We start from the raw sequence: 19,425 nt of genomic DNA on the forward strand, positions 1-19,425 counted from the left end.
CAAAATAAGCAAAACCGAGGCCAAAGTGACAAAAAACAGCTTTTTTTAAGCTCTTTGTGGTTTATCATGCTTATTTTTGCATGTCAAGTACAATAAATCATGAAGAAGCTCCAAGATATTCTTATCTCAACCAGGACAATGGCTGTATTGCTGCTGGTTTACGCATTCGCGATGGCCTATGCAACGTTCTTAGAAAACGACTACGGAACTCCTACAGCAAAAGCATTAATTTATGAGGCCAAGTGGTTCGAACTGATCATGGTCCTGCTTATTCTTAACTTCATAGGAAATATCGGAAGATACAGACTGTGGAAAAAAGACAAGTGGCCGGTTCTTGTTTTCCACCTTGCCTTTATTTTTATTTTTATCGGTGGTGCTATCACAAGATACATCAGTTTCGAAGGAACGATGCACATCAGAGAAGGTGAAACTTCAAATGAAATCGTAACGGATAAAAATTTCTTTAAAATTCAGATAGAAGAAAAAGGTGACGTTCTTAATTATCAGGATGTTCCTTATCTGATGTCTCCATTGCACAAAGATTTTAATGCAACGTATGATTTCCACGGAAAGGAAGTGAAAGTTTTTGCGAAGGAATACATTCAAAGAAAAAAAGACAGCCTTGTAGCTGAGCCAAACGGAGCAGAATATCTTCATTTGGTTTCTACCGGAAATACCGGAAGACAAAACATTTACATCAAACCGGGTGAAACAAAATCGATCAACGGAACTTTGGTGACATTCAACAGAGCTATTGAAGGGGCTGTTGAATTCAAAAATGAAGGCGGAAAATTATTCATCAAAACTCCTGTAGATGCCAACTATATGACAATGGCAACTCAGGCAACAGGAACTACCGTGAAAGATGAATTCCAGCCTTTGGTATTAAGAAGTTTATATACAATCAACGAACTGAAGCTTGTAGTTCCTGAAGGCCTTAAAAAAGGAAGGCTGATGGCGATTGAAGGTGACAGAAAGAAGGATGCTAATGTTCCTGATATGCTTCAGATTGAGCTTCAGGGGCCAAAAACAAAACAGATTGTAGATCTTTCTGTTGAAAAAGGTAACCCGAATGCGTACAAACAGGTTACTATGGATGGTTTAAACATCATGGTAGGGTTCGGACCTAAAGTATACAATACCCCTTTCGCATTGAAGCTGGATGACTTCGTAATGGAAACTTATCCAGGAAGTTCATCTCCAAGTGCCTACGAAAGTCATGTGAAAATCATTGATGAAGGTAAAGAAACTCCTTATAAAATTTATATGAACCACGTTCTAAATCATGGTGGATACCGTTTTTTCCAGTCAAGTTTTGATCCGGACAGAATGGGAACAGTACTTTCTGTAAACCATGATTACTGGGGAACTTTGATTTCTTATATCGGATATACCCTTTTATTCTTAGGAATGTTTGTGATCTTCTTCTGGAAAGGAACTCACTTCTGGAAACTGAATAAAATGCTGACTGATGTCAACAAAAAGAAAGCTGCAGCAGTTCTTTTAATATTCTTAAGCTTAGGTTTGAATGCTCAGAAAATTGAGACTCACGGAACCACTGACGGAAGCAGAGAACACATTCATGTGGAAGGAGATAATCATTCTCATGCTCCGGCTCCATCTGCTCAGCCGCTTGATGGCGCTGCTCCAAAGCAGAACTCTCTGGCAACGCCAATGGGTAAAATGAGATCAATCTCTCCGGATGAAATCATTGCGAGAAACAAAATCAGCAAAGAGCATGCGGATAAATTCGGATACCTTTTGGTGCAAAGTTTTGAAGGAAGAATTGTTCCTATCAACACAGAAGCATTAGATGTTTTAAGAAAATTATACAAAAAAGACGAATTCAAAGGAACAGACGGAAAATCTCTTACTGCTAACCAATGGTTCCTTTCAATCAATACAGACACACCAAGCTGGACAATGGTGCCTATGATTAAAGTGGGGCCTAAAGGTGGTGATGAACTGAAAAATAAAACAAAGGCAGATGAAGATGGCTATACTTCACTGATGAACCTTTTCCCGGCAGATGCCAACGGAAATTTAAATTATATTCTGGAGCATGATTACAACGCTGCATTCCGTAAAAAACCGGCTGAGCAGACCAATTATGATAAAGAAGTAATTGCTGTAAACGAAAGGGTACAGATCTTCAATGAATTCTTCAGTGGTCAGTTTATGAGAATTGTTCCTGTGAAAAATGATGCTAATCACACATGGCATTCATGGCTGGATCAGAAATTCGAACCGGATATGGAATCTCAGCAGGTAATGGGACCTTACTTTGCAGAAGCTCTTACTGCGCAAAAAACCGGAAACTGGAGCAAAGCAGATACAGAATTGGCAAAGCTTTCAGAATACCAGCAGAAGTGGGGTAAAGCAGTAGTTCCTGCTAAATCTAAAGTGGATCTTGAGGTGTTTATGAACAAAGCAGACATCAACTTCAAATTGTTGATCTTCTATACGCTTGTTGGTGGTCTTCTTCTGATCTTAGGATTTGTTGAGCTATTCAAATCAAATAAAGTACTAAACAAAGTAATTAAAGTAATCATTGCACTTGGTTTAGTTGGATACCTATTACATTTCTTAGGACTTGTTGCAAGATGGTATATCTCAGGACACGCTCCTTGGAGTAACGGTTATGAAGCCATTATCTTTATCTCTTGGGTAGGTATTACGGCAGGTTTATTATTATACAGAAATTCAAATGCATTAATTCCAGCAGCCGGATTTATGGTGGCAGTTATTATGATGGGATTTGCTCACGGAGGTTCTGCTCTTGATCCGCAGATCACGCCGTTGGTTCCTGTATTGAAATCTTACTGGTTAATTGTTCACGTTGCTATTATTACCTCCAGTTACGGGTTCTTCGCACTATCGATGATCATTGCTGTAATCTCATTGGTGTTCTATATTATTTCAAACAAAGAAACCTATAAAATTCACCACGATACTACATTGAAGGAATTGGTAATCGTTTCTGAAATGTCATTAACAATCGGATTGTTTGCACTAACAGTAGGAAACTTCTTAGGAGGAATCTGGGCAAACGAATCATGGGGAAGATACTGGAGCTGGGATCCGAAAGAAACATGGGCTTTCATTTCCATCATGGTCTATGCATTTGTACTGCACATGAGATTAGTACCAGGATTGAGAAGCAGATGGGCGTTCCACGTAGCAACGATGTTTGCTTTCTGTTCAATGGTAATGACGTATTTTGGGGTAAACTACTATCTAAGCGGACTTCACTCATATGCAGCAGGAGATCCGGTACCAGTACCAGCTTGGGTATACATTGGAATCTCAACAATGATTATTTTATCAGCTGTTTCTTATTGGAAGTTTAAAACTCTAACAAAGAAATAGACTTTTGTACATATAAATTAAAATCCCGGAATTCACTTTCCGGGATTTTTTTATTCATATTGTTTCTGACTTTAGATTGAACTGTTCCAACGCTATGTTCGCAATGAATATATATTGTGATAAATATTGTTTGCAAAGGCGTTTCACTCAGCAAAGAAAGTATTGATCTTAGCTAAACGAAGTGGCTTTGCGAACAAAAAATAAAACGCATTATAAAATAATTGCCCTCGCGAATCTTGCGTTTAATTAAAATACCCGAACCTCGGAACTCGAACCCCGACCCCGCACCTTAAAAAAAACAAAATTCTTCATTTATAATTCAAAATTGATTAGTATCTTTATGATATCAAAATAATATCAAACTAAAATTTCAATCATGGAAAAAACATTAAAACCCATGTCGGGTTATCTTACCTTAGTGATCTGCCTTGCATTGTTTATTGCAGCAGTTTACTTCTTTGTTACTGGAGTAGATCAAAGTATAGCCTATGTGGTTATCTCTATGCTTTGCTTTCTTCTTTCGTGCTTTTTCTTAAAAGGTTTAATGATTATTCAGCCTAACCATTCAAGAGTATTAAACTTCTTTGGAAAATATGTAGGAAGTGTAAAAGAGAACGGATTGTTTTTTATCAACCCTTTGTATTCATCACAGAAAATGTCGTTACGTTCAGAGAATTTACAAGGTCAGACCTTGAAAGTGAATGATAAAATGGGTAACCCTATTGAAATAGCAGTGGTAATCGTATGGAAAGTAGGAGATACCTACAAAGCTGCTTTTGACGTAGAGCGTTATTCAGATTTTGTGAAAATGCAGAGTGAAGCGGCAGTAAGACACCTGGCGATGAGCTTTCCTTATGATAATTTAGAAGATGATCATGCTCCGATTACGTTGAGAGAAGGAGGAGATAAAATCAATTCTATTTTGGAGCAGGAACTTACAGACCGTCTTTCAAAAGCAGGAATTGTGATTCAGGAGGCAAGAATTTCACACTTGGCATATGCTTCAGAAATTGCAGGGGCAATGCTTCAGAGACAACAGGCGACAGCTATTGTTGCAGCTAGAACGAAGATTGTAGAAGGAGCTGTAGGAATGGTGGATCTTGCTTTGAAAAAACTTTCAGAAGAGAATATCGTTGAGCTTGATGATGAAAGAAAAGCGGCAATGGTAAGCAATTTAATGGTGGTTCTTTGCGGGGAAAAAGCTGCAACACCCATATTAAATGCCGGAACACTTTATAATTAAGAAGTGGAAAATTAACAGTTAGATTTTAGTGCAGATGATTTCTACACTGGAACAGTCAGAAATAATGTAAGAGAATTTTAGAAAAATGAAATCAGAAAAAGCTCAAAACTCTTCAGAAAGCAAAGGTAAAAAGTCCTTTGTGATAAGAATAGATGAGTCTACTTATAAACTCCTTGAAAAGTGGGCCAATGATGAGTTCAGAAGTGTGAATGGTCAGATTGAATACTTACTGCATCAGAACCTAGTAGATTCAGGAAGAAAAAAGAAAGAGTGATTTTGAAGAAATGAATTTTTAAGGAATAATGGTGCTTTTGGGGGAATTTATTCATAAGAAGCCTCTGTTTATTTAGGATTTTACATTAGAGAAAATGTAAAAAAGACCCATTTTTTGAACACTTCAATGTATAAATAACAATTCAGTTAACCTTATACTAAAAAGAAAGCAGAGAAATTTTCTCTGCTTTTTTATTTTATGCAACTCTGAAGACTATCTGCTCCAACGTAGAATATGACGAGCCAAATCAAGCCTTTTATGGTAAAGAAAGCTAATCCTGCCCATCCCACACGCTTGAACCACTTTTTAAGCTTTGAGTTATTTTCTTGTGAATTTTCCATCGGTGATTATCAAAATGATTACCCTGCAAAGATAAGCATGTTTATAATTAGTCCAAATAAAAAGCATATTAAAAATTAAAGTTTTGAGGTTCACATAATATTTTTATCTTTAGAGAGAACGAAAAGTAAGATTTTATGTCAAAAAAAGTAAAGGATTTCGGAATTGAAAAAACACTTAGAAATCTTGGTATCAAAGAAGAGAACAAAGGGACTTCAGTGGGCGGAAAATATTTCGCTTCAGGAAAGGTGATAGAAAGCATTTCTCCTGTAGACGGAAAGTTGATCGCTAAAGTAAAAACTTCCGGAGAAAGTGATTATGACAAAGTAATTGAAACTGCTCAAAAAGCATTTCAGGAATTCAGGCTGATTCCGGCTCCCAAAAGAGGAGAGATCGTAAGACAGCTGGGCTTAAAATTAAGAGAATATAAAGATGATCTTGGTAAACTTGTTTCTTATGAAATGGGTAAATCATTACAGGAAGGTCTTGGTGAAGTTCAGGAAATGATCGATATCTGTGATTTTGCAGTAGGGCTTTCAAGGCAGCTTCAGGGGTATACGATGCACTCTGAAAGACCAGGACACAGAATGTATGAGCAATACCATCCGCTGGGAGTAGTAGGAGTGATTACTGCATTCAACTTCCCGGTAGCTGTTTGGTCTTGGAATACAGCATTGGCATGGATCTGTGGTAACGTTACCATCTGGAAACCGTCTGAAAAAACACCACTTTGTGCTATTGCATGCCAGAATATCATGATGGAGGTTATCAAGGAAAATAATCTTCCGGAAGGAGTTTCAAGTGTATTGGTATCAGACCACGAAATCGGACAGAAATTAGTAGATGATAAAAGAGTAGCGCTTGTATCTTTCACAGGGTCTACAAGAGTAGGAAGAATGGTTTCTTCTAAAGTAGCAGAAAGATTCGGGAAATCTATCCTTGAATTAGGCGGAAACAATGCTATCATTATTACGAAAGAAGCTGATATCGATATGTCAATCATCGGAGCTGTTTTCGGAGCTGTAGGAACGGCGGGGCAGAGATGTACTTCGACAAGAAGGCTGATCATCCACGAAAGCGTATATAATGAAGTAAAAAGCAGACTGACAAAAGCATATGGCCAGCTGAAAATTGGAAATCCATTGGATGAAAACAACCATGTAGGACCACTTATCGATACTGATGCCGTAAACCAATACGAAGAAGCCATCAAGAAATGTAAAAAAGAAGGTGGGAAATTCGTTGTTGAAGGTGGAGTTTTAACCGGAAAAGATTACGAATCAGGATGCTACGTGAAGCCTTGTGTGGCAGAAGTAAAAAACTCTTACGAGATCGTTCAGCATGAAACATTTGCACCGATCTTATATCTGATCAAATACAAAACATTAGAAGAAGCTATTGCTATTCAGAATGATGTTCCTCAGGGATTATCTTCCGCAATCATGACCCAGAACTTAAGAGAAGCAGAATTATTCCTTTCTCATGCAGGTTCAGACTGTGGTATTGCCAACGTTAATATTGGAACTTCAGGTGCTGAAATTGGTGGAGCTTTTGGTGGAGAAAAAGAAACCGGAGGCGGAAGAGAATCTGGTTCTGATGCCTGGAAGTACTATATGAGAAGACAAACCAATACGATCAATTACACCGCGCAACTTCCTTTAGCACAAGGAATTAAATTTGATTTATAAAAGCTTTACTTATAGCACCCAAAAAACTTAAAACTTAATAACCTGAATGGTTAAATGTTTTCTTGTTGGGGAACATTTAATCACTCACTTATTAAATCACACTACAAATTTATTATGGAACAAACATTAGATATAAAAGCAAATAAAGTAAAAGAAACAGTAGGAAGACACGTTCTTGCAGACGGTTTCGATTTTGTGATGGATATTGAAAAGTCACACGGATCATGGCTTTATGATAAATTGACAAACAGAGAATATCTGGATATGTTCTCTATGTTCGCTTCAGCATCCGTTGGATACAACCACCCCTATCTTGTAGAAAGATCAGAATGGTTGGGGAAAATGGCTGTGAACAAACCTACTTTGGCCGATGTTTACTCTGAAGAATATGCTCATTTTCTTGAAGTATTCGAAAGAGTAGTGATTCCTGAAGAATTACAATATGCTTTCTTTATCGAAGGCGGAACTCTTGGCGTTGAAAATGCTATGAAAGCATGCTTCGACTGGAAAACCCGCAAAAACTTTGCAAAAGGACTAGACACGGAAGCAGGAATCTGCATCCACTTCAAACAGGCTTTCCACGGAAGAAGCGGTTATACTTTGAGCTTAACCAATACTTCAGATCCAAGAAAGTACCAATATTTTCCAATGTTCAACTGGCCGAGAATTTTAAATCCAAAATTAAAATTCCCAATTACAGATGAGAACCTGGAAGAAACCATCAAAAACGAAAACCTTGCTTTACTTCAGATTGAAGAAGCTATCTTGATGAACCCCAATAAAGTGGCATGTATCATCATAGAGCCTATTCAGGCAGAAGGAGGTGACAATCATTTCAGAGACGAATTCCTGTTAGGATTAAGAAGAATCTGTGATGACAACGAAATCTTACTTATTTTTGATGAAGTTCAGACAGGGATCGCCATTACAGGGAAAATGTGGGCATTCCAGCATTTTACAGCAAAACCGGATATTATTTCTTTCGGGAAAAAAGCTCAGGTTTGTGGTGTTTTAGCCAATAAAGAAAAGTTTGATGAAGTTCCGAATAACGTTTTCAGAGAAAGTTCGAGAATCAATTCTACCTTTGGAGGAAACTTTATAGATATGCTTCGTTTCCAATTGGTAATGGAAGTGATCGAAAAAGAAAACCTTGTAGAAAATGCAAGAGTTGTTGGAGATTTCTTATTGGAAAATTTGAAAACCCTGGCAGAAAAATATCCTGAAAAAATTTCAAATGCAAGAGGTAGAGGCTTAATGTGTGCTGTTGATCTGCCATCCGCAGAACAGAGAAACCACCTGATGAGTGAGCTTTACAAGGACGGATTAATTATTCTTCCATGTGGAGATCAGTCTCTTCGTTTCAGACCTCACCTGAACGTTACTAAAGAAGAAATCCAGCTTGCTTTAGACAAAATTGAAAACAATATTAATAAAATTTAAAACCCGGGATTTGTAATTGTAAAAAAAATATCGTATATTTAGATACTGAAACAATTAGAATATGGAAAGAAGTACGAGAGTATCAGTGTATGTAAGTGATAACCCTTCAGAAATTCAGTTGGTTAAGTCTAAATTGGATGATGCACAAATTACAAATACCGTTGAAAATAACTATCTTACGTTTACTACAACGCCAACAGCTACTTCGCTGAAGGTAATGGTAGACTTGGAAGATGAAAAAAAAGCATTTGATGTTATTGATGCTTACCTTCAACAAAGTGAAAATCAATAAACAATTTCATAATTTTAAATTTTACTACTTCGAACCGAAAATTAATCTACATTAATTTTCGGTTTTTTAATTAATTACAAACTATTAAAAGATAGAAAGATCAAAAAACCTATTCTGATTTTTTTAATATTCAATCTTTTAATCAAATTTTACAACATGAATCCAGAGATTAAACTAAGACAGGCTGAAATTGAAGACAGAAACATTATTTGGGAAATTATTCAGCAATCCATTGAAAGAAGAAGACAGGATGGTAGTACCCAATGGCAGGATGGATATCCTAATCTTGGAACAGTAGAAAGTGATATTGCGAAAGGATTTGGATATGTATTGACTGTAGACGGAGAGATCGCAGTATATGCAGCTCTTATTTTGAACGACGAACCGGCTTACAGCACCATTGAAGGTGCATGGCTGAGTAACGGAGAATTTGTAGTGGTTCACAGAGTGGCTGTAGATGAAAAGTTCGCCGGGCAGGGTATGGTAAAAAAACTTTTTGATCACATAGAAGAATTTACGAAATCTCATGGAATTCAGAGTGTTAAAGTAGATACCAACTATGATAATATTGCCATGCTGAAGATTCTTGAAAGCAAAGGATATTCTTATTGTGGAGAAGTCCTTCTCGCAGGAGGAATGAGGAAAGCTTTTGAGAAGATTATAATTTAAGCAAAAAGTTAAATCCTCTTTCATTGAATTTTTAAACCGCCCTTTATTTATAAACTCTATCAAGTTTGTTCGTTTGGTTCTGAACTAATTTTTACATTTGTTCAAATTTTTATATTATGCATCAAAGTATAGAAATTGATGAGAAAATTTTTCAGGATGCCGTAAAATTTTATGGCACCGTGTTTAGCTTACCCCCTTTAGCATCTAAAATTTATTCCTACCTTCTTTTCGACTATGAGAAAGTAGGAATTACTTTTGACGAGTTTGTTGAAGTACTTTCTGCGAGCAAAAGCTCTGTATCTACAAGTATTTCACTGCTGCTCAATGCACAGCTTATCGTAGATCATAATAAAATGGATGAGCGGAAACGATATTTTTTCATCAACGACGAATACAAGAAAATAAGATTCGAAAAAATTGTCCAGAAAATGCAGGACGAACTAAAACTATTAGATGATTTAAACAATTTTAAAAAAAGTAAAGACGATGGTTACAATGAAAGAATAGAAGTTTACAAAGCACTCTTAAATAAAAACATAGAAAATATTCAGGAATCTCTTAATAAACTATAAAATGAATAATAAGCTAGTTATACTTTCCATTGCAGCGCTTTCACTGACTGCCTGCAAAAAAGAAGCCCCGAAACAGGATGGAGCCAAGCCCTATCCGGTTGTTTCTGTGGAGTCTAAAAATATAGTGGGTTATCAGACGTTTCCGGCTACCATCCAGGGTAGGGTAAACAATGATGTACGTGCAAAGATACAGGGATATATTACCCAGGTATTGGTAGATGAAGGACAATATGTTACCAAAGGACAGCCTTTATTCCGTCTGGAAACCAATATTCTAAATGAAAATGCAGCCGCTTCCAAAGCAGGAATCGGGGCAGCAGCATCCAGCGTTGCAGCGGCTCAGGCTTCTGTAAATGCAGCACAGGTTGAAGTGAACAAACTAAAACCTCTGGTTCAGAAAAATATCATCAGCAATGTACAGCTGCAAACCGCTCAGGCTCAGCTGGCTCAGGCACAAGCCCAGTTACAGCAGGCCAATGCTGCCAAAAGACAGGCAGAAGCCAATTACAAAGGAGTAGAAGCGAACATTGAATATTCCATTATTCGTGCGCCTATTTCAGGGGTGATCGGAAGACTTCCATTGAAAGTGGGAAGTTTAGTAGGACCGTCTGATCAGACTCCTCTGACAACGATTTCCGATACTTCTGAGATCTATGCTTACTTTGCTATGAATGAAAAGGAATACTTCAATTTCCTTGAAAAGGCTCCGGGTGCTTCTATGCCAGAGAAAATCAAAAACTTACCAATGGTAGAACTTCAGCTGGCTAATGGAAGTCTTTATCCTGAAAAAGGAAAAATTGAAGCGATTACCGGTCAGATTGATCCTACAACAGGAACCATTCAGTTCAGAGTGGCATTCTCCAATGCTCAGAAATTATTGAGCAATGGTAACAGTGGAACCATCAGATTCCCTCAGAATTATGATAATGTATTGGTAGTTCCTGAAAGTGCTACTTACGAACAACAAGGTATTGTTTACGTGTACAAAGTAGAAAAAGGAGATACTGCCAGAAATGTTGTGGTAAATGTTATTGACAGAATCGACAATATGGCTCTTATCAAATCAGGAGTTAATAAAGGGGAAACAGTTATTGCAGCCGGTATCGGAGGTTTGAAACCGGGAACAGCTGTGAAGCCGAAACCAATCAAAATGGATAGTCTTGTTCAATCAATAAAACCGAAATTCTAATGATAAAAAACTTTATTAACAGACCGGTTTTATCTACCGTAATCTCAATCTTGATTGTGATTCTCGGTGTGTTAGGGCTGATCTCGTTACCGGTTACGCAGTATCCGGATATTGCACCGCCTACGGTGAGTGTTTCCGCAAACTATACGGGAGCCAATGCTGAGACGGTAATGAAGAGTGTTGTAGTACCTTTGGAGGAACAGATCAACGGGGTGGAAGGTATGGATTATATCACTTCCAGTGCAGGGAACGACGGTTCTGCCCAAATCCAGGTTTTTTTCAAACAAGGAATTGATCCGGATATTGCAGCAGTAAACGTACAGAACCGTGTGGCCAGAGCAACACCTCTTTTGCCATCCGAAGTAACGCGTTCAGGGGTTGTAACCCAGAAACAGCAGACCAGTGCCCTGATGTATATGTCTTTCTATTCTGAAAATAAAGACCTTGATGATGTATACCTTCAGAACTTTTTGAACATCAACATTATTCCAAACCTTAAAAGGGTAAATGGTGTAGGGGATGCCAACGTTTTCGGGGGTAAAAACTACTCGATGAGAATCTGGCTGGATCCTGCAAAAATGGCAGCCTACAGTGTAACTCCTACGGATGTTACCAATGCTATCAATGAGCAAAGTAGGGAAGCTGCAGCGGGATCTATCGGACAAAACAGTGGGAGTTCTTTTGAATATATCATCAAATATGTAGGTAAATTCAACGATAAAGAACAGTACGATAATATCATCATCAAATCTCTTACAAATGGACAGAACCTGATGCTGAAAGACGTTGCCAAAGTAGAACTGGCAGGTCAGTCTTACACAGGAATTGGGGAGAATGGAAACAACCCTTCCATCAGTATGGGGATCTTCCAGACACCGGGATCCAACGCACAGGAGATCATTAAAAATATTAAAACGTATCTGAAATCAGCGGAGGGAACTTTCCCTAAGGGAATCAAATATACTTTTAACTTTGATACCAATGAATTCCTTGAAGCTTCTATTGAAAAGGTAGTGCATACCCTGATTGAAGCCTTCATCCTGGTATTTATTGTAGTGTATATTTTCCTTCAGGATTTCAGATCTACCCTGATTCCGGCCATTGCGGTTCCGGTATCTATTGTAGGGGCGTTCTTTTTCCTGAATCTCTTCGGATATTCCTTGAACCTTTTAACACTATTTGCATTGGTACTAGCGATTGGTATTGTGGTGGATGACGCCATTGTGGTCGTGGAAGCTGTTCATGCGAAGATGGAGCACGGTATTTCTGATGCAAAAAAAGCTACAGTAGAAGCAATGGATGAGATTACAGGGGCTATTATTTCTATTACCTTAGTAATGGCGGCGGTATTCATCCCTGTGACATTCATTACAGGACCTACAGGGGTATTCTACCAACAGTTTGGTATTACACTGATCATTGCCATCATCATCTCTGCTATTAATGCATTAACGTTAAGTCCGGTTTTATGTTCATTATTCCTAAAACCTCACGAAGCACATCATGCAGAGTATAAAAACTTAAACATTCTACAGAAGTTTTTTTATAAGTTTAATATTGCTTTTAAAACAACTACTGAGCGTTACGGAAGAGGATTTGTTTTCCTTTTAAGACATAAATGGGTTACCTTAATTATTTTTGCTGTTACCGGAGGAATTTTATTCTGGGCAAGCAGCACTATGAAGAAAGGTTTTGTACCTACAGAAGACAGAGGGATTATCTTTACAGATGTTCAGCTTCCTCCGGGAGCTTCTATGGAAAGAACATACAACGCTTTGAAAACCCTTCAGGCTAAAGCATTGAAAGTTCCGGGAGTACAGAATGTAACGATTTCTACAGGTAGAGGATTCTTATCAGGAAACGGTAGTAACAACGGTCTTGCCTTTATAAAGCTAAAACCGTTTGACGAAAGAAAAAAAGACGGGCAGACTTCTGAAGATATCACCAAACAATTATTTGGAATTGTAGGAGCTGTTCCTGATGCCAAAGTGGTATTCTTCCAACCGCCAAGTGTACCGGGATTTGGTAACAGTGCCGGTTTTGAGATGGTACTGCTGGATAAGTCGGGAGGTGAATATGCAGATTTAGATGCTAAAACCAATGAATTCATCGGTAAACTGATGGAAAGACCGGAAATTCAATTTGCGCAGACATCATTCAATACCAAATATCCTCAGTATCAGATGGAAATTAATGTTCCACTGAGCAAACAGCTTGGGGTTTCTGTAAATGACATTCTGGCTACGATGCAAGGGTATATTGGGGGTGTTTATACTGCCGACTTTACCAAGTACGGTAAACAGTTTAGAGTGATGGTTCAGGCACTTCCTGAAAACAGAAAGAATATTGAAAATCTGAATGAGCTTTATATCAGAACAGGTTCAGGTATCATGTCTCCGATTTCACAGTTTGTAACATTGAAAAAAGCATATGGACCACAATCTGTAAGCCGTTATAACTTGTTTACATCCGTGAAAGTGACAGGAGCAAACTCTGAAGGATACAGTTCCGGGGATGCCATCACAGCTGTACAGCAAGTGGCTAATGAAACCCTGAATCAAAACTATGCAGTAGAATTTACAGGGTTGACGAGAGAAGAATTAAATTCAGGATCTCAGACACTTTTAATCTTTGGATTAAGTTTAGTTTTTGTATACTTTATTCTTTCTGCACAGTATGAAAGTTATATTCTTCCGCTGGTTGTTGTAATTTCTCTTCCTTTAGGGGTAATGGGAGCTTACTTCGGACAGAAGATTATGGGCTTGGAGAATAATATTTATTTCCAGATTGCCCTGATCATGCTTGTGGGATTACTGGCGAAAAATGCGATCCTTATCGTTGAATTTGCTGTCCAGAGAAGGCATCACGGTGAAACCATTGTCATGTCAGCCATCAATGCAGCTAAAGCGAGGGTAAGACCTATCCTAATGACATCGTTCGCCTTTATCTTCGGTTTATTACCATTAGTACTGGCAAGTGGAATTGGTGCAGTAGGTAACAGATCTATTGCTACGGGTGCAGCTATCGGACTATTGATAGGAACTATTTTAGGATTATTTGTAATTCCTGTACTGTATGTGATTTTCGAAACACTGCAGGAAAAAATTAAGCCTATCAAAAAAGAAGAAATCAATTTAGCAGAATAAAATTAAGATTTAAGAAATTAGAAGTTAGAAATTAGAGATGAATCTAAAAACTAACTTCTAACTTCTAAACTCTAACTTCTAATTAAAAATAATGAAGAGTTTATTAAACATCATAAAAGGAATCACTTTTTCAGTTTTCATACTCGGAGCCATTTCATCTTGTATGGCAAGAAAAGAGTATGAAAGACCGAAGAACGTTGTAGACGAAAAGCTGTTCCGTACAGATATGCTTCCTTCAGACAGTGCCAGCATCGCGAATATTTCATGGAAAGAGATCTTTACAGATCCGATATTGCAGGGGCACATTTCTAAAGCACTGGAAAACAATCTGGATATCAGAATTGCCTTAGAAAGTATCAATTCTGCGGAGGCTTATTTGAAACAAAGCAAAGCAGCGTATCAACCGACCCTTTCCATCGGGCCTAACTATACGTTTCAGACCCAGTCTATCAATACTCAGTTTGGACAGATTATTGGAGAAAGACGTTATGTAAATCAGTTTGATATTACGGCAAGTATCGGTTGGGAAGCCGATATCTGGGGGAAACTAAGAGCTCAGGAGAAAGCACAGTTAGCTACTTATTTAGGAACTGTTGCTGCTCATAAAGCGGTAAAAAGCAGCCTTGTGTCTTCTATCGCTTCTGCGTATTATCAATTATTGACTTTTGATGCACAGAAGAGAATTATTACAGAAACTATTGCGGTAAGAGAGAAAAATCTGGAAGCAACAAAAGCTTTGAAAATTTCCGGAACCGTTACTGAAGTAGCTGTACAGCAGAGTGAAGCACTTGTTTTCAATGCCAAATCATTACTGATTGATATTGATACACAGATCCAGTTACTGGAAAATACCATGAGTCTTCTGATGGGTGAGCCTTCTCATTCTATTGCAAGATCTACATTAGAAGGGCAGAACCTTCCGATTGATTTGAAATTAGGGTATCCTTCCCAACTTCTGGCTAACCGTCCGGATGTAATGAGAGCGGAATACAGCCTGATGAATGCTTTTGAATTGACAAATTCAGCAAAGGCTCAGTTTTATCCTACGTTAAAACTGACAGGGAGCGGAGGGCTTCAGTCTGTGGATATTGACCATTTGTTTAGTGTGAATTCATTGTTTGCGAATGTAGTGGCAGGATTGGCCCAGCCGATTCTGAACAAAAGACAGATCAAGACCAACTATGATGTGAGCCTTGCAAATCAGGAAACGGCTTATTTAAACTTCAGAAAGACAGTTCTTACTGCTGGGAAAGAAGTTTCCGATGCCATCAGAGTTTTCTCCGTTCAGGATTCATTCATTGAATTAAAACAAAAAGAGTTGGATGCCTATAAAAAATCGGTTGACTATTCTCAGGAATTAGTAAACTACGGTATGGCCAACTATCTTGAAGTATTGAATGCGAGTGTGAATTCATTGAATGCAGAACTTAACATTTCGAATGCAAGATACAGTAAAATGAAAGCAGCTGTAGAGCTTTATCAGGCTTTAGGCGGAGGCTGGAAATAATTGTATTCCATAATTTAATATCATAAAACGTATGTCAGTATTGGCATACGTTTTTTTTATTATTGATCATGTTAAAATTATGTAATAGGTAAAATCAATTTGTATATATGTATTTAACTACGTAGTTTTATACTTTAAAATTTAAGCACTATGAAATTGCAGATACAGCCCATAGGAAATTCTTATTCAGAACAGGCTATTGATTTAATTTTAATGATTCAGCAGAAGGAGTTTAATATTCCGATTACGATACAGGATCAACCTGACCTTTTGCAGATTGACAGTTTTTATACGGAAGCGGGAGGTAACTTCTGGGGAGCTTTTGTGGAGGGAGAACTGGTAGGTTCTATTGCTTTGGTTAAATTTGATGAAAGGGCAGGAGCAATCAGGAAAATGTTTGTCAAGAAAGAATTTCGAGGAAAAGAATTGAACATTGCTCAGGAACTATTAGAAGTTTTAATTTCTTTCTGTCGTGAAAACGGAATTGATGATCTATATTTGGGAACCATAACGGTACTGAAAGCAGCACAGCGCTTCTACGAAAGGAATTATTTTGTAAAGATTGAAAAAGGAAGTCTTCCTGTGAAATTTCCTTTAATGAGTGCTGACGATGTTTTTTATCATTTAAATATGGACTGAATATGAATGTAATCAACGAAGCAGGAATTCTTGCAATATCAACAAGACTACACCGCCTTAGTGAACAACTGAGGAAAGATGGAGCGCTTATCTATAAAGCATTTGGAATTGATTTCGAGCTGAAATGGTTTCCGGTAATTTTTACCATTTATAAAAAAGAAATAGCAAGCGTAGTAGAAATAGCTAATGAAATAGGGTATACTCATCCCTCTACCATCACCCTTCTCAAAGAACTCGAAAAACAGGAATTGATCCAATGGGAAAAAGACAAGCAGGACGAGCGGAAAAGGATGTTTATGCTGACCTCCAAAGGAAAAGAGCTCATTGGGAAAATGCAGCCGGTATGGGAACTGATGTCACAGATTTTAGGCGATATTTCAGACAACAAAAATAACCTGCTGACCGCTATTGATGAAGCAGAAGAGAAAATTGCCAGCCAGTCTTTTTATCAGAGGGCGCTGCAACGTAAAAATTCCAAGTAAATATCAGAGCGTTTTCTTCTACTTATGTTAGTAAATAATAATGTATAAAAAATAAAAAAATTAATTCCTTCTCACTGATCATCCAATCATAATAAGTCTTTTTGTTCAAGATGTGAAAAAGCTTTATTGAAAACTCATTGTCGTAGAACTACGACAATTTTCCAAATAATAGGTAATTCATTTTGGAGTGAATATTTAAGGTTATATATTGCAATACCAAAATCACTAAAAAAACTTATGAAAAAATATCGAAATCAACCACTTTTTACAGTGTTACTAAGTATCTAAAGCGGAATTTTTTTTCTGAAAATTCCCACTGTACCCATCTCAGGTCAATCATTGAAAAGCTTGTTCAAGAGACCGTTACATGCTTGTAGATTGATTCCTTGAACCGAAGGGTCTCACCTTATTCAATTAAGTCATACACCAAAAAAAAGATGTCATGTTTAAGGAACAGAATAATCTTCCCAAACCGGAAACAGATTCAGACAAGACAGATTTTGTAAGCAAAATCAAAGACAATAAAAAAGTTAAAGAAGTAAAGAAAGCTGTTTCAAAAGTGAATAACGCAGTCAATATGGTGAATACAGGAAAGCAATTCCTAAACCAGCCTTTACTGCCCAATGAACCATCCATAAGTAAGGATAAGCTTTGGGTCAAACAGCCTACTTCTAAAATATTCAATGCTGACAGTATTCCGGAGAGTGCCATCGTAGGAATCAACCGGGTAGTAAAGCTTGATATCCATGTGGAAGGTAAATCTATAAAGTATTTCAAACATTTTAGCCTTACTCAAAGTGCTACTAAACATCACGAGTTTGAGCTTATTCTTGCTCATGATACGTTAGGAAGTGCAGAAAACCATAATCTTGAAGAAATACAGAATTTCCTGGGAAAAAGGATTACGGTGATTTTCAAATATAAAGATGTGGAAGGCGGAGCTGAGCGGAATTTTATAGGAGTTATCACGGAAGTTGGATTCAGCCAGGAACAAGGAAGCCTGGGTAATCTTGTGCTGTCAGGTTTCAGTCCAACAATTTTGTTAGATGCTGCCCCACATATTCAAAGCTTCGGTGGAGCACAACCCATTAGCTTGAACAGTATCGCCAATGAAGTGATTAAAGAAGGATTAGGGCTGGGGAAATTTGACTTTAGAATAGATGCCCGCCATGGCAATGTATCTTACAGTTCTCAATACGGAGAAACCCATTATAACTATCTGGCTAGAATTGCTGAAGCTTATGGAGAACAATTTTTCTATGATGGAGAAGTTTTACATTTCGGACAATTGCCACCACAGGAAAAGCCTGTGTTGTTAACCTATGGCAGTAATCTGACGGATGTTAAAATTAAAATGAAAGCTCAACATGTGAATCCTTCATTTTATGGATATAACAGTAGTAAAAACGAAAAATTTAAAGGCGGAAGCTCAAAAATAACACATACCTCAGATATTGCGAAGAGGGCTTATGAAATTTCAGAAAAAACTTTTCAAACCCCATCTTTAAGAGTAGCTCCTATCAAAGCATCATCTTTTATGGATATTGATGCTTCTCAAAAGGGAACTGCAGGAAGTAAAGCTTCAGAAGTTTTTGTAACTTCCGGTAATACAACCGTTCCTTTTCTTTATCCGGGATGTATTGCAGATATCCAGATGCGTAAAACGGATACTAACGAAACCTCTTATTTCACTAAATTAATGCTTATAGAGGTAACCCATCAAGTGGATGCCCGTGGATACTATGATGGATCTTTCCAGGCCATAGCTTCTGATACCGGATTTATTCCAAGACCAGAATTTACAGTTCCTGTGGCGGAACCCCAGTTTGGAAAAGTAGTTTCCAATACCGATCCTGAAAATCAAGGCCGCGTGCAGGTTCAGCTTGACTGGCAAACCGGTCAGGACACCACAGAATTTATCCGTGTAATGTCTCCTGATGCCGGAAGCAGTGAGAAGGTAGGTAAGAACAGAGGATTTATGTCTATTCCTGAAGTGGGAGATCAGGTCATTATCAATTTTGTACATCTTCATCCCGATCGTCCTTTTGTGATGGGTGGAATGTATCATGGCGGAATTGGAGCTGGTGGTGGCACTGGAAATAATGTTATGAGTTTCAGTGGACGAAGCGGCGCAGAATTAAAATATGACAATGGAGCCGGATCTATGAATCTTAAAGATCAGGGCGGTGCCAATATGAATTTTGACGGAACCGGAAACGCAACTACCAATGCAAATAGCAACCATACTGTGAATGCAGGAAGTTCCAATGTCATCAATGTGGGGGGCAAAAAAGATGCTCCGCCACAATCATTGCTGAAAATGGATGCTGGCGGAAATATTACCCTTGACGGAAAAACAAGTATTACCCTACAGGTAGGAGATAATTCTATCACCATATCCGAAGAAGGTATTATGGCTTCAGCAGGAAAAGGAATAATTGATATCACGGCACTTACCGGAGCTCTAGGATTGTCAAGTAAAGGCGGCCCTATGGATATCAGCACAGATTCGCCACTTACTATTACCGGCGGACCAAGCGCTGTGATGTCTTCAGGAGATACCAATATTATGTAAT

General features: G+C 37.9%; 14 protein-coding genes. All 14 read left to right on the forward strand.

Translation table 11 applies throughout. From position 1 onward, the window contains the following. Positions 1 to 99: 99 nt before the first annotated feature. The 14 genes from ccsA to ACM6F9_RS08055 all read left to right on the forward strand — a co-directional run bounded on the left by ccsA (position 100) and on the right by ACM6F9_RS08055 (position 19,424). Positions 100 to 3,369 (forward strand): cytochrome c biogenesis protein CcsA, encoded by a 3,270-nt coding sequence (ccsA, locus tag ACM6F9_RS07990; RefSeq protein ID WP_414845219.1) that lies wholly within the window; start codon positions 100 to 102, stop codon positions 3,367 to 3,369. Between the two features lie 376 nt (positions 3,370 to 3,745). After that, positions 3,746 to 4,612, forward strand: a complete 867-nt coding sequence (locus tag ACM6F9_RS07995; protein WP_414845220.1) for an SPFH domain-containing protein — start codon at positions 3,746 to 3,748, stop codon at positions 4,610 to 4,612. 85 nt (positions 4,613 to 4,697) lie between these two features. Then, positions 4,698 to 4,886, forward strand: coding sequence for an Arc family DNA binding domain-containing protein (locus tag ACM6F9_RS08000; RefSeq protein ID WP_414845221.1), 189 nt, complete (start codon positions 4,698 to 4,700; stop codon positions 4,884 to 4,886). A gap of 476 nt (positions 4,887 to 5,362) precedes the next feature. Further along, on the forward strand, positions 5,363 to 6,913 hold the full coding sequence (locus tag ACM6F9_RS08005) for an aldehyde dehydrogenase family protein (RefSeq protein ID WP_414845222.1): 1,551 nt from the start codon (positions 5,363 to 5,365) through the stop codon (positions 6,911 to 6,913). 114 nt (positions 6,914 to 7,027) lie between these two features. Then, complete coding sequence (gene lat, locus ACM6F9_RS08010) at positions 7,028 to 8,353, forward strand: L-lysine 6-transaminase (RefSeq protein ID WP_414845223.1); 1,326 nt, start codon at positions 7,028 to 7,030, stop codon at positions 8,351 to 8,353. A gap of 61 nt (positions 8,354 to 8,414) precedes the next feature. Further along, positions 8,415 to 8,645: a DUF2007 domain-containing protein gene (locus ACM6F9_RS08015; protein ID WP_105701957.1), complete on the forward strand. Its 231-nt coding sequence runs from the start codon at positions 8,415 to 8,417 to the stop codon at positions 8,643 to 8,645. Between the two features lie 156 nt (positions 8,646 to 8,801). Next, on the forward strand, positions 8,802 to 9,314 hold the full coding sequence (locus ACM6F9_RS08020; RefSeq protein ID WP_414845224.1) for a GNAT family N-acetyltransferase: 513 nt from the start codon (positions 8,802 to 8,804) through the stop codon (positions 9,312 to 9,314). A gap of 116 nt (positions 9,315 to 9,430) precedes the next feature. Then, positions 9,431 to 9,886, forward strand: coding sequence for a transcriptional regulator (locus ACM6F9_RS08025; RefSeq protein WP_065394571.1), 456 nt, complete (start codon positions 9,431 to 9,433; stop codon positions 9,884 to 9,886). 1 nt (position 9,887) lies between these two features. Beyond that, entirely contained in the window at positions 9,888 to 11,075 is a 1,188-nt protein-coding gene (locus ACM6F9_RS08030; protein ID WP_414845225.1) for an efflux RND transporter periplasmic adaptor subunit, read from the forward strand. Beyond that, positions 11,075 to 14,221: an efflux RND transporter permease subunit gene (locus tag ACM6F9_RS08035; RefSeq protein ID WP_414845226.1), complete on the forward strand. Its 3,147-nt coding sequence runs from the start codon at positions 11,075 to 11,077 to the stop codon at positions 14,219 to 14,221. The genes ACM6F9_RS08030 and ACM6F9_RS08035 overlap by 1 nt, the downstream gene beginning before the upstream one ends. A 91-nt stretch (positions 14,222 to 14,312) precedes the next feature. Continuing rightward, on the forward strand, positions 14,313 to 15,728 hold the full coding sequence (locus ACM6F9_RS08040) for an efflux transporter outer membrane subunit (protein WP_414845227.1): 1,416 nt from the start codon (positions 14,313 to 14,315) through the stop codon (positions 15,726 to 15,728). 150 nt (positions 15,729 to 15,878) lie between these two features. Further along, on the forward strand, positions 15,879 to 16,367 hold the full coding sequence (locus ACM6F9_RS08045) for a GNAT family N-acetyltransferase (protein ID WP_414845228.1): 489 nt from the start codon (positions 15,879 to 15,881) through the stop codon (positions 16,365 to 16,367). 2 nt (positions 16,368 to 16,369) lie between these two features. Continuing rightward, a complete protein-coding gene (locus ACM6F9_RS08050; protein WP_414845229.1) occupies positions 16,370 to 16,849 on the forward strand; it encodes a MarR family winged helix-turn-helix transcriptional regulator in 480 nt (159 codons plus the stop codon). 442 nt (positions 16,850 to 17,291) lie between these two features. Continuing rightward, positions 17,292 to 19,424 carry a type VI secretion system Vgr family protein gene (locus ACM6F9_RS08055; protein WP_414845230.1) on the forward strand — a complete coding sequence of 711 codons (2,133 nt, stop codon included), beginning with the start codon at positions 17,292 to 17,294 and terminating at the stop codon, positions 19,422 to 19,424. Position 19,425: the final 1 nt, after the last annotated feature.

Origin of the sequence: Chryseobacterium sp. IT-36CA2 (assembly GCF_949767875.1) — a bacterium.
Lineage (GTDB): Bacteria > Bacteroidota > Bacteroidia > Flavobacteriales > Weeksellaceae > Chryseobacterium.

Coding starts and splice junctions, on each gene's coding strand:
- ACM6F9_RS08050 (WP_414845229.1), top strand. CDS start 16,370: ATGAATGTAATCAACGAAGCAGGAATTCTTGCAATATCAACAAGACTA.
- ACM6F9_RS08020 (WP_414845224.1), top strand. CDS start 8,802: ATGAATCCAGAGATTAAACTAAGACAGGCTGAAATTGAAGACAGAAAC.
- ACM6F9_RS08040 (WP_414845227.1), top strand. CDS start 14,313: ATGAAGAGTTTATTAAACATCATAAAAGGAATCACTTTTTCAGTTTTC.
- ACM6F9_RS08000 (WP_414845221.1), top strand. CDS start 4,698: ATGAAATCAGAAAAAGCTCAAAACTCTTCAGAAAGCAAAGGTAAAAAG.
- ACM6F9_RS08030 (WP_414845225.1), top strand. CDS start 9,888: ATGAATAATAAGCTAGTTATACTTTCCATTGCAGCGCTTTCACTGACT.
- ACM6F9_RS08015 (WP_105701957.1), top strand. CDS start 8,415: ATGGAAAGAAGTACGAGAGTATCAGTGTATGTAAGTGATAACCCTTCA.
- ACM6F9_RS08005 (WP_414845222.1), top strand. CDS start 5,363: ATGTCAAAAAAAGTAAAGGATTTCGGAATTGAAAAAACACTTAGAAAT.
- ACM6F9_RS08035 (WP_414845226.1), top strand. CDS start 11,075: ATGATAAAAAACTTTATTAACAGACCGGTTTTATCTACCGTAATCTCA.
- ACM6F9_RS07995 (WP_414845220.1), top strand. CDS start 3,746: ATGGAAAAAACATTAAAACCCATGTCGGGTTATCTTACCTTAGTGATC.
- ACM6F9_RS08025 (WP_065394571.1), top strand. CDS start 9,431: ATGCATCAAAGTATAGAAATTGATGAGAAAATTTTTCAGGATGCCGTA.
- ACM6F9_RS08055 (WP_414845230.1), top strand. CDS start 17,292: ATGTTTAAGGAACAGAATAATCTTCCCAAACCGGAAACAGATTCAGAC.
- lat (WP_414845223.1), top strand. CDS start 7,028: ATGGAACAAACATTAGATATAAAAGCAAATAAAGTAAAAGAAACAGTA.
- ccsA (WP_414845219.1), top strand. CDS start 100: ATGAAGAAGCTCCAAGATATTCTTATCTCAACCAGGACAATGGCTGTA.
- ACM6F9_RS08045 (WP_414845228.1), top strand. CDS start 15,879: ATGAAATTGCAGATACAGCCCATAGGAAATTCTTATTCAGAACAGGCT.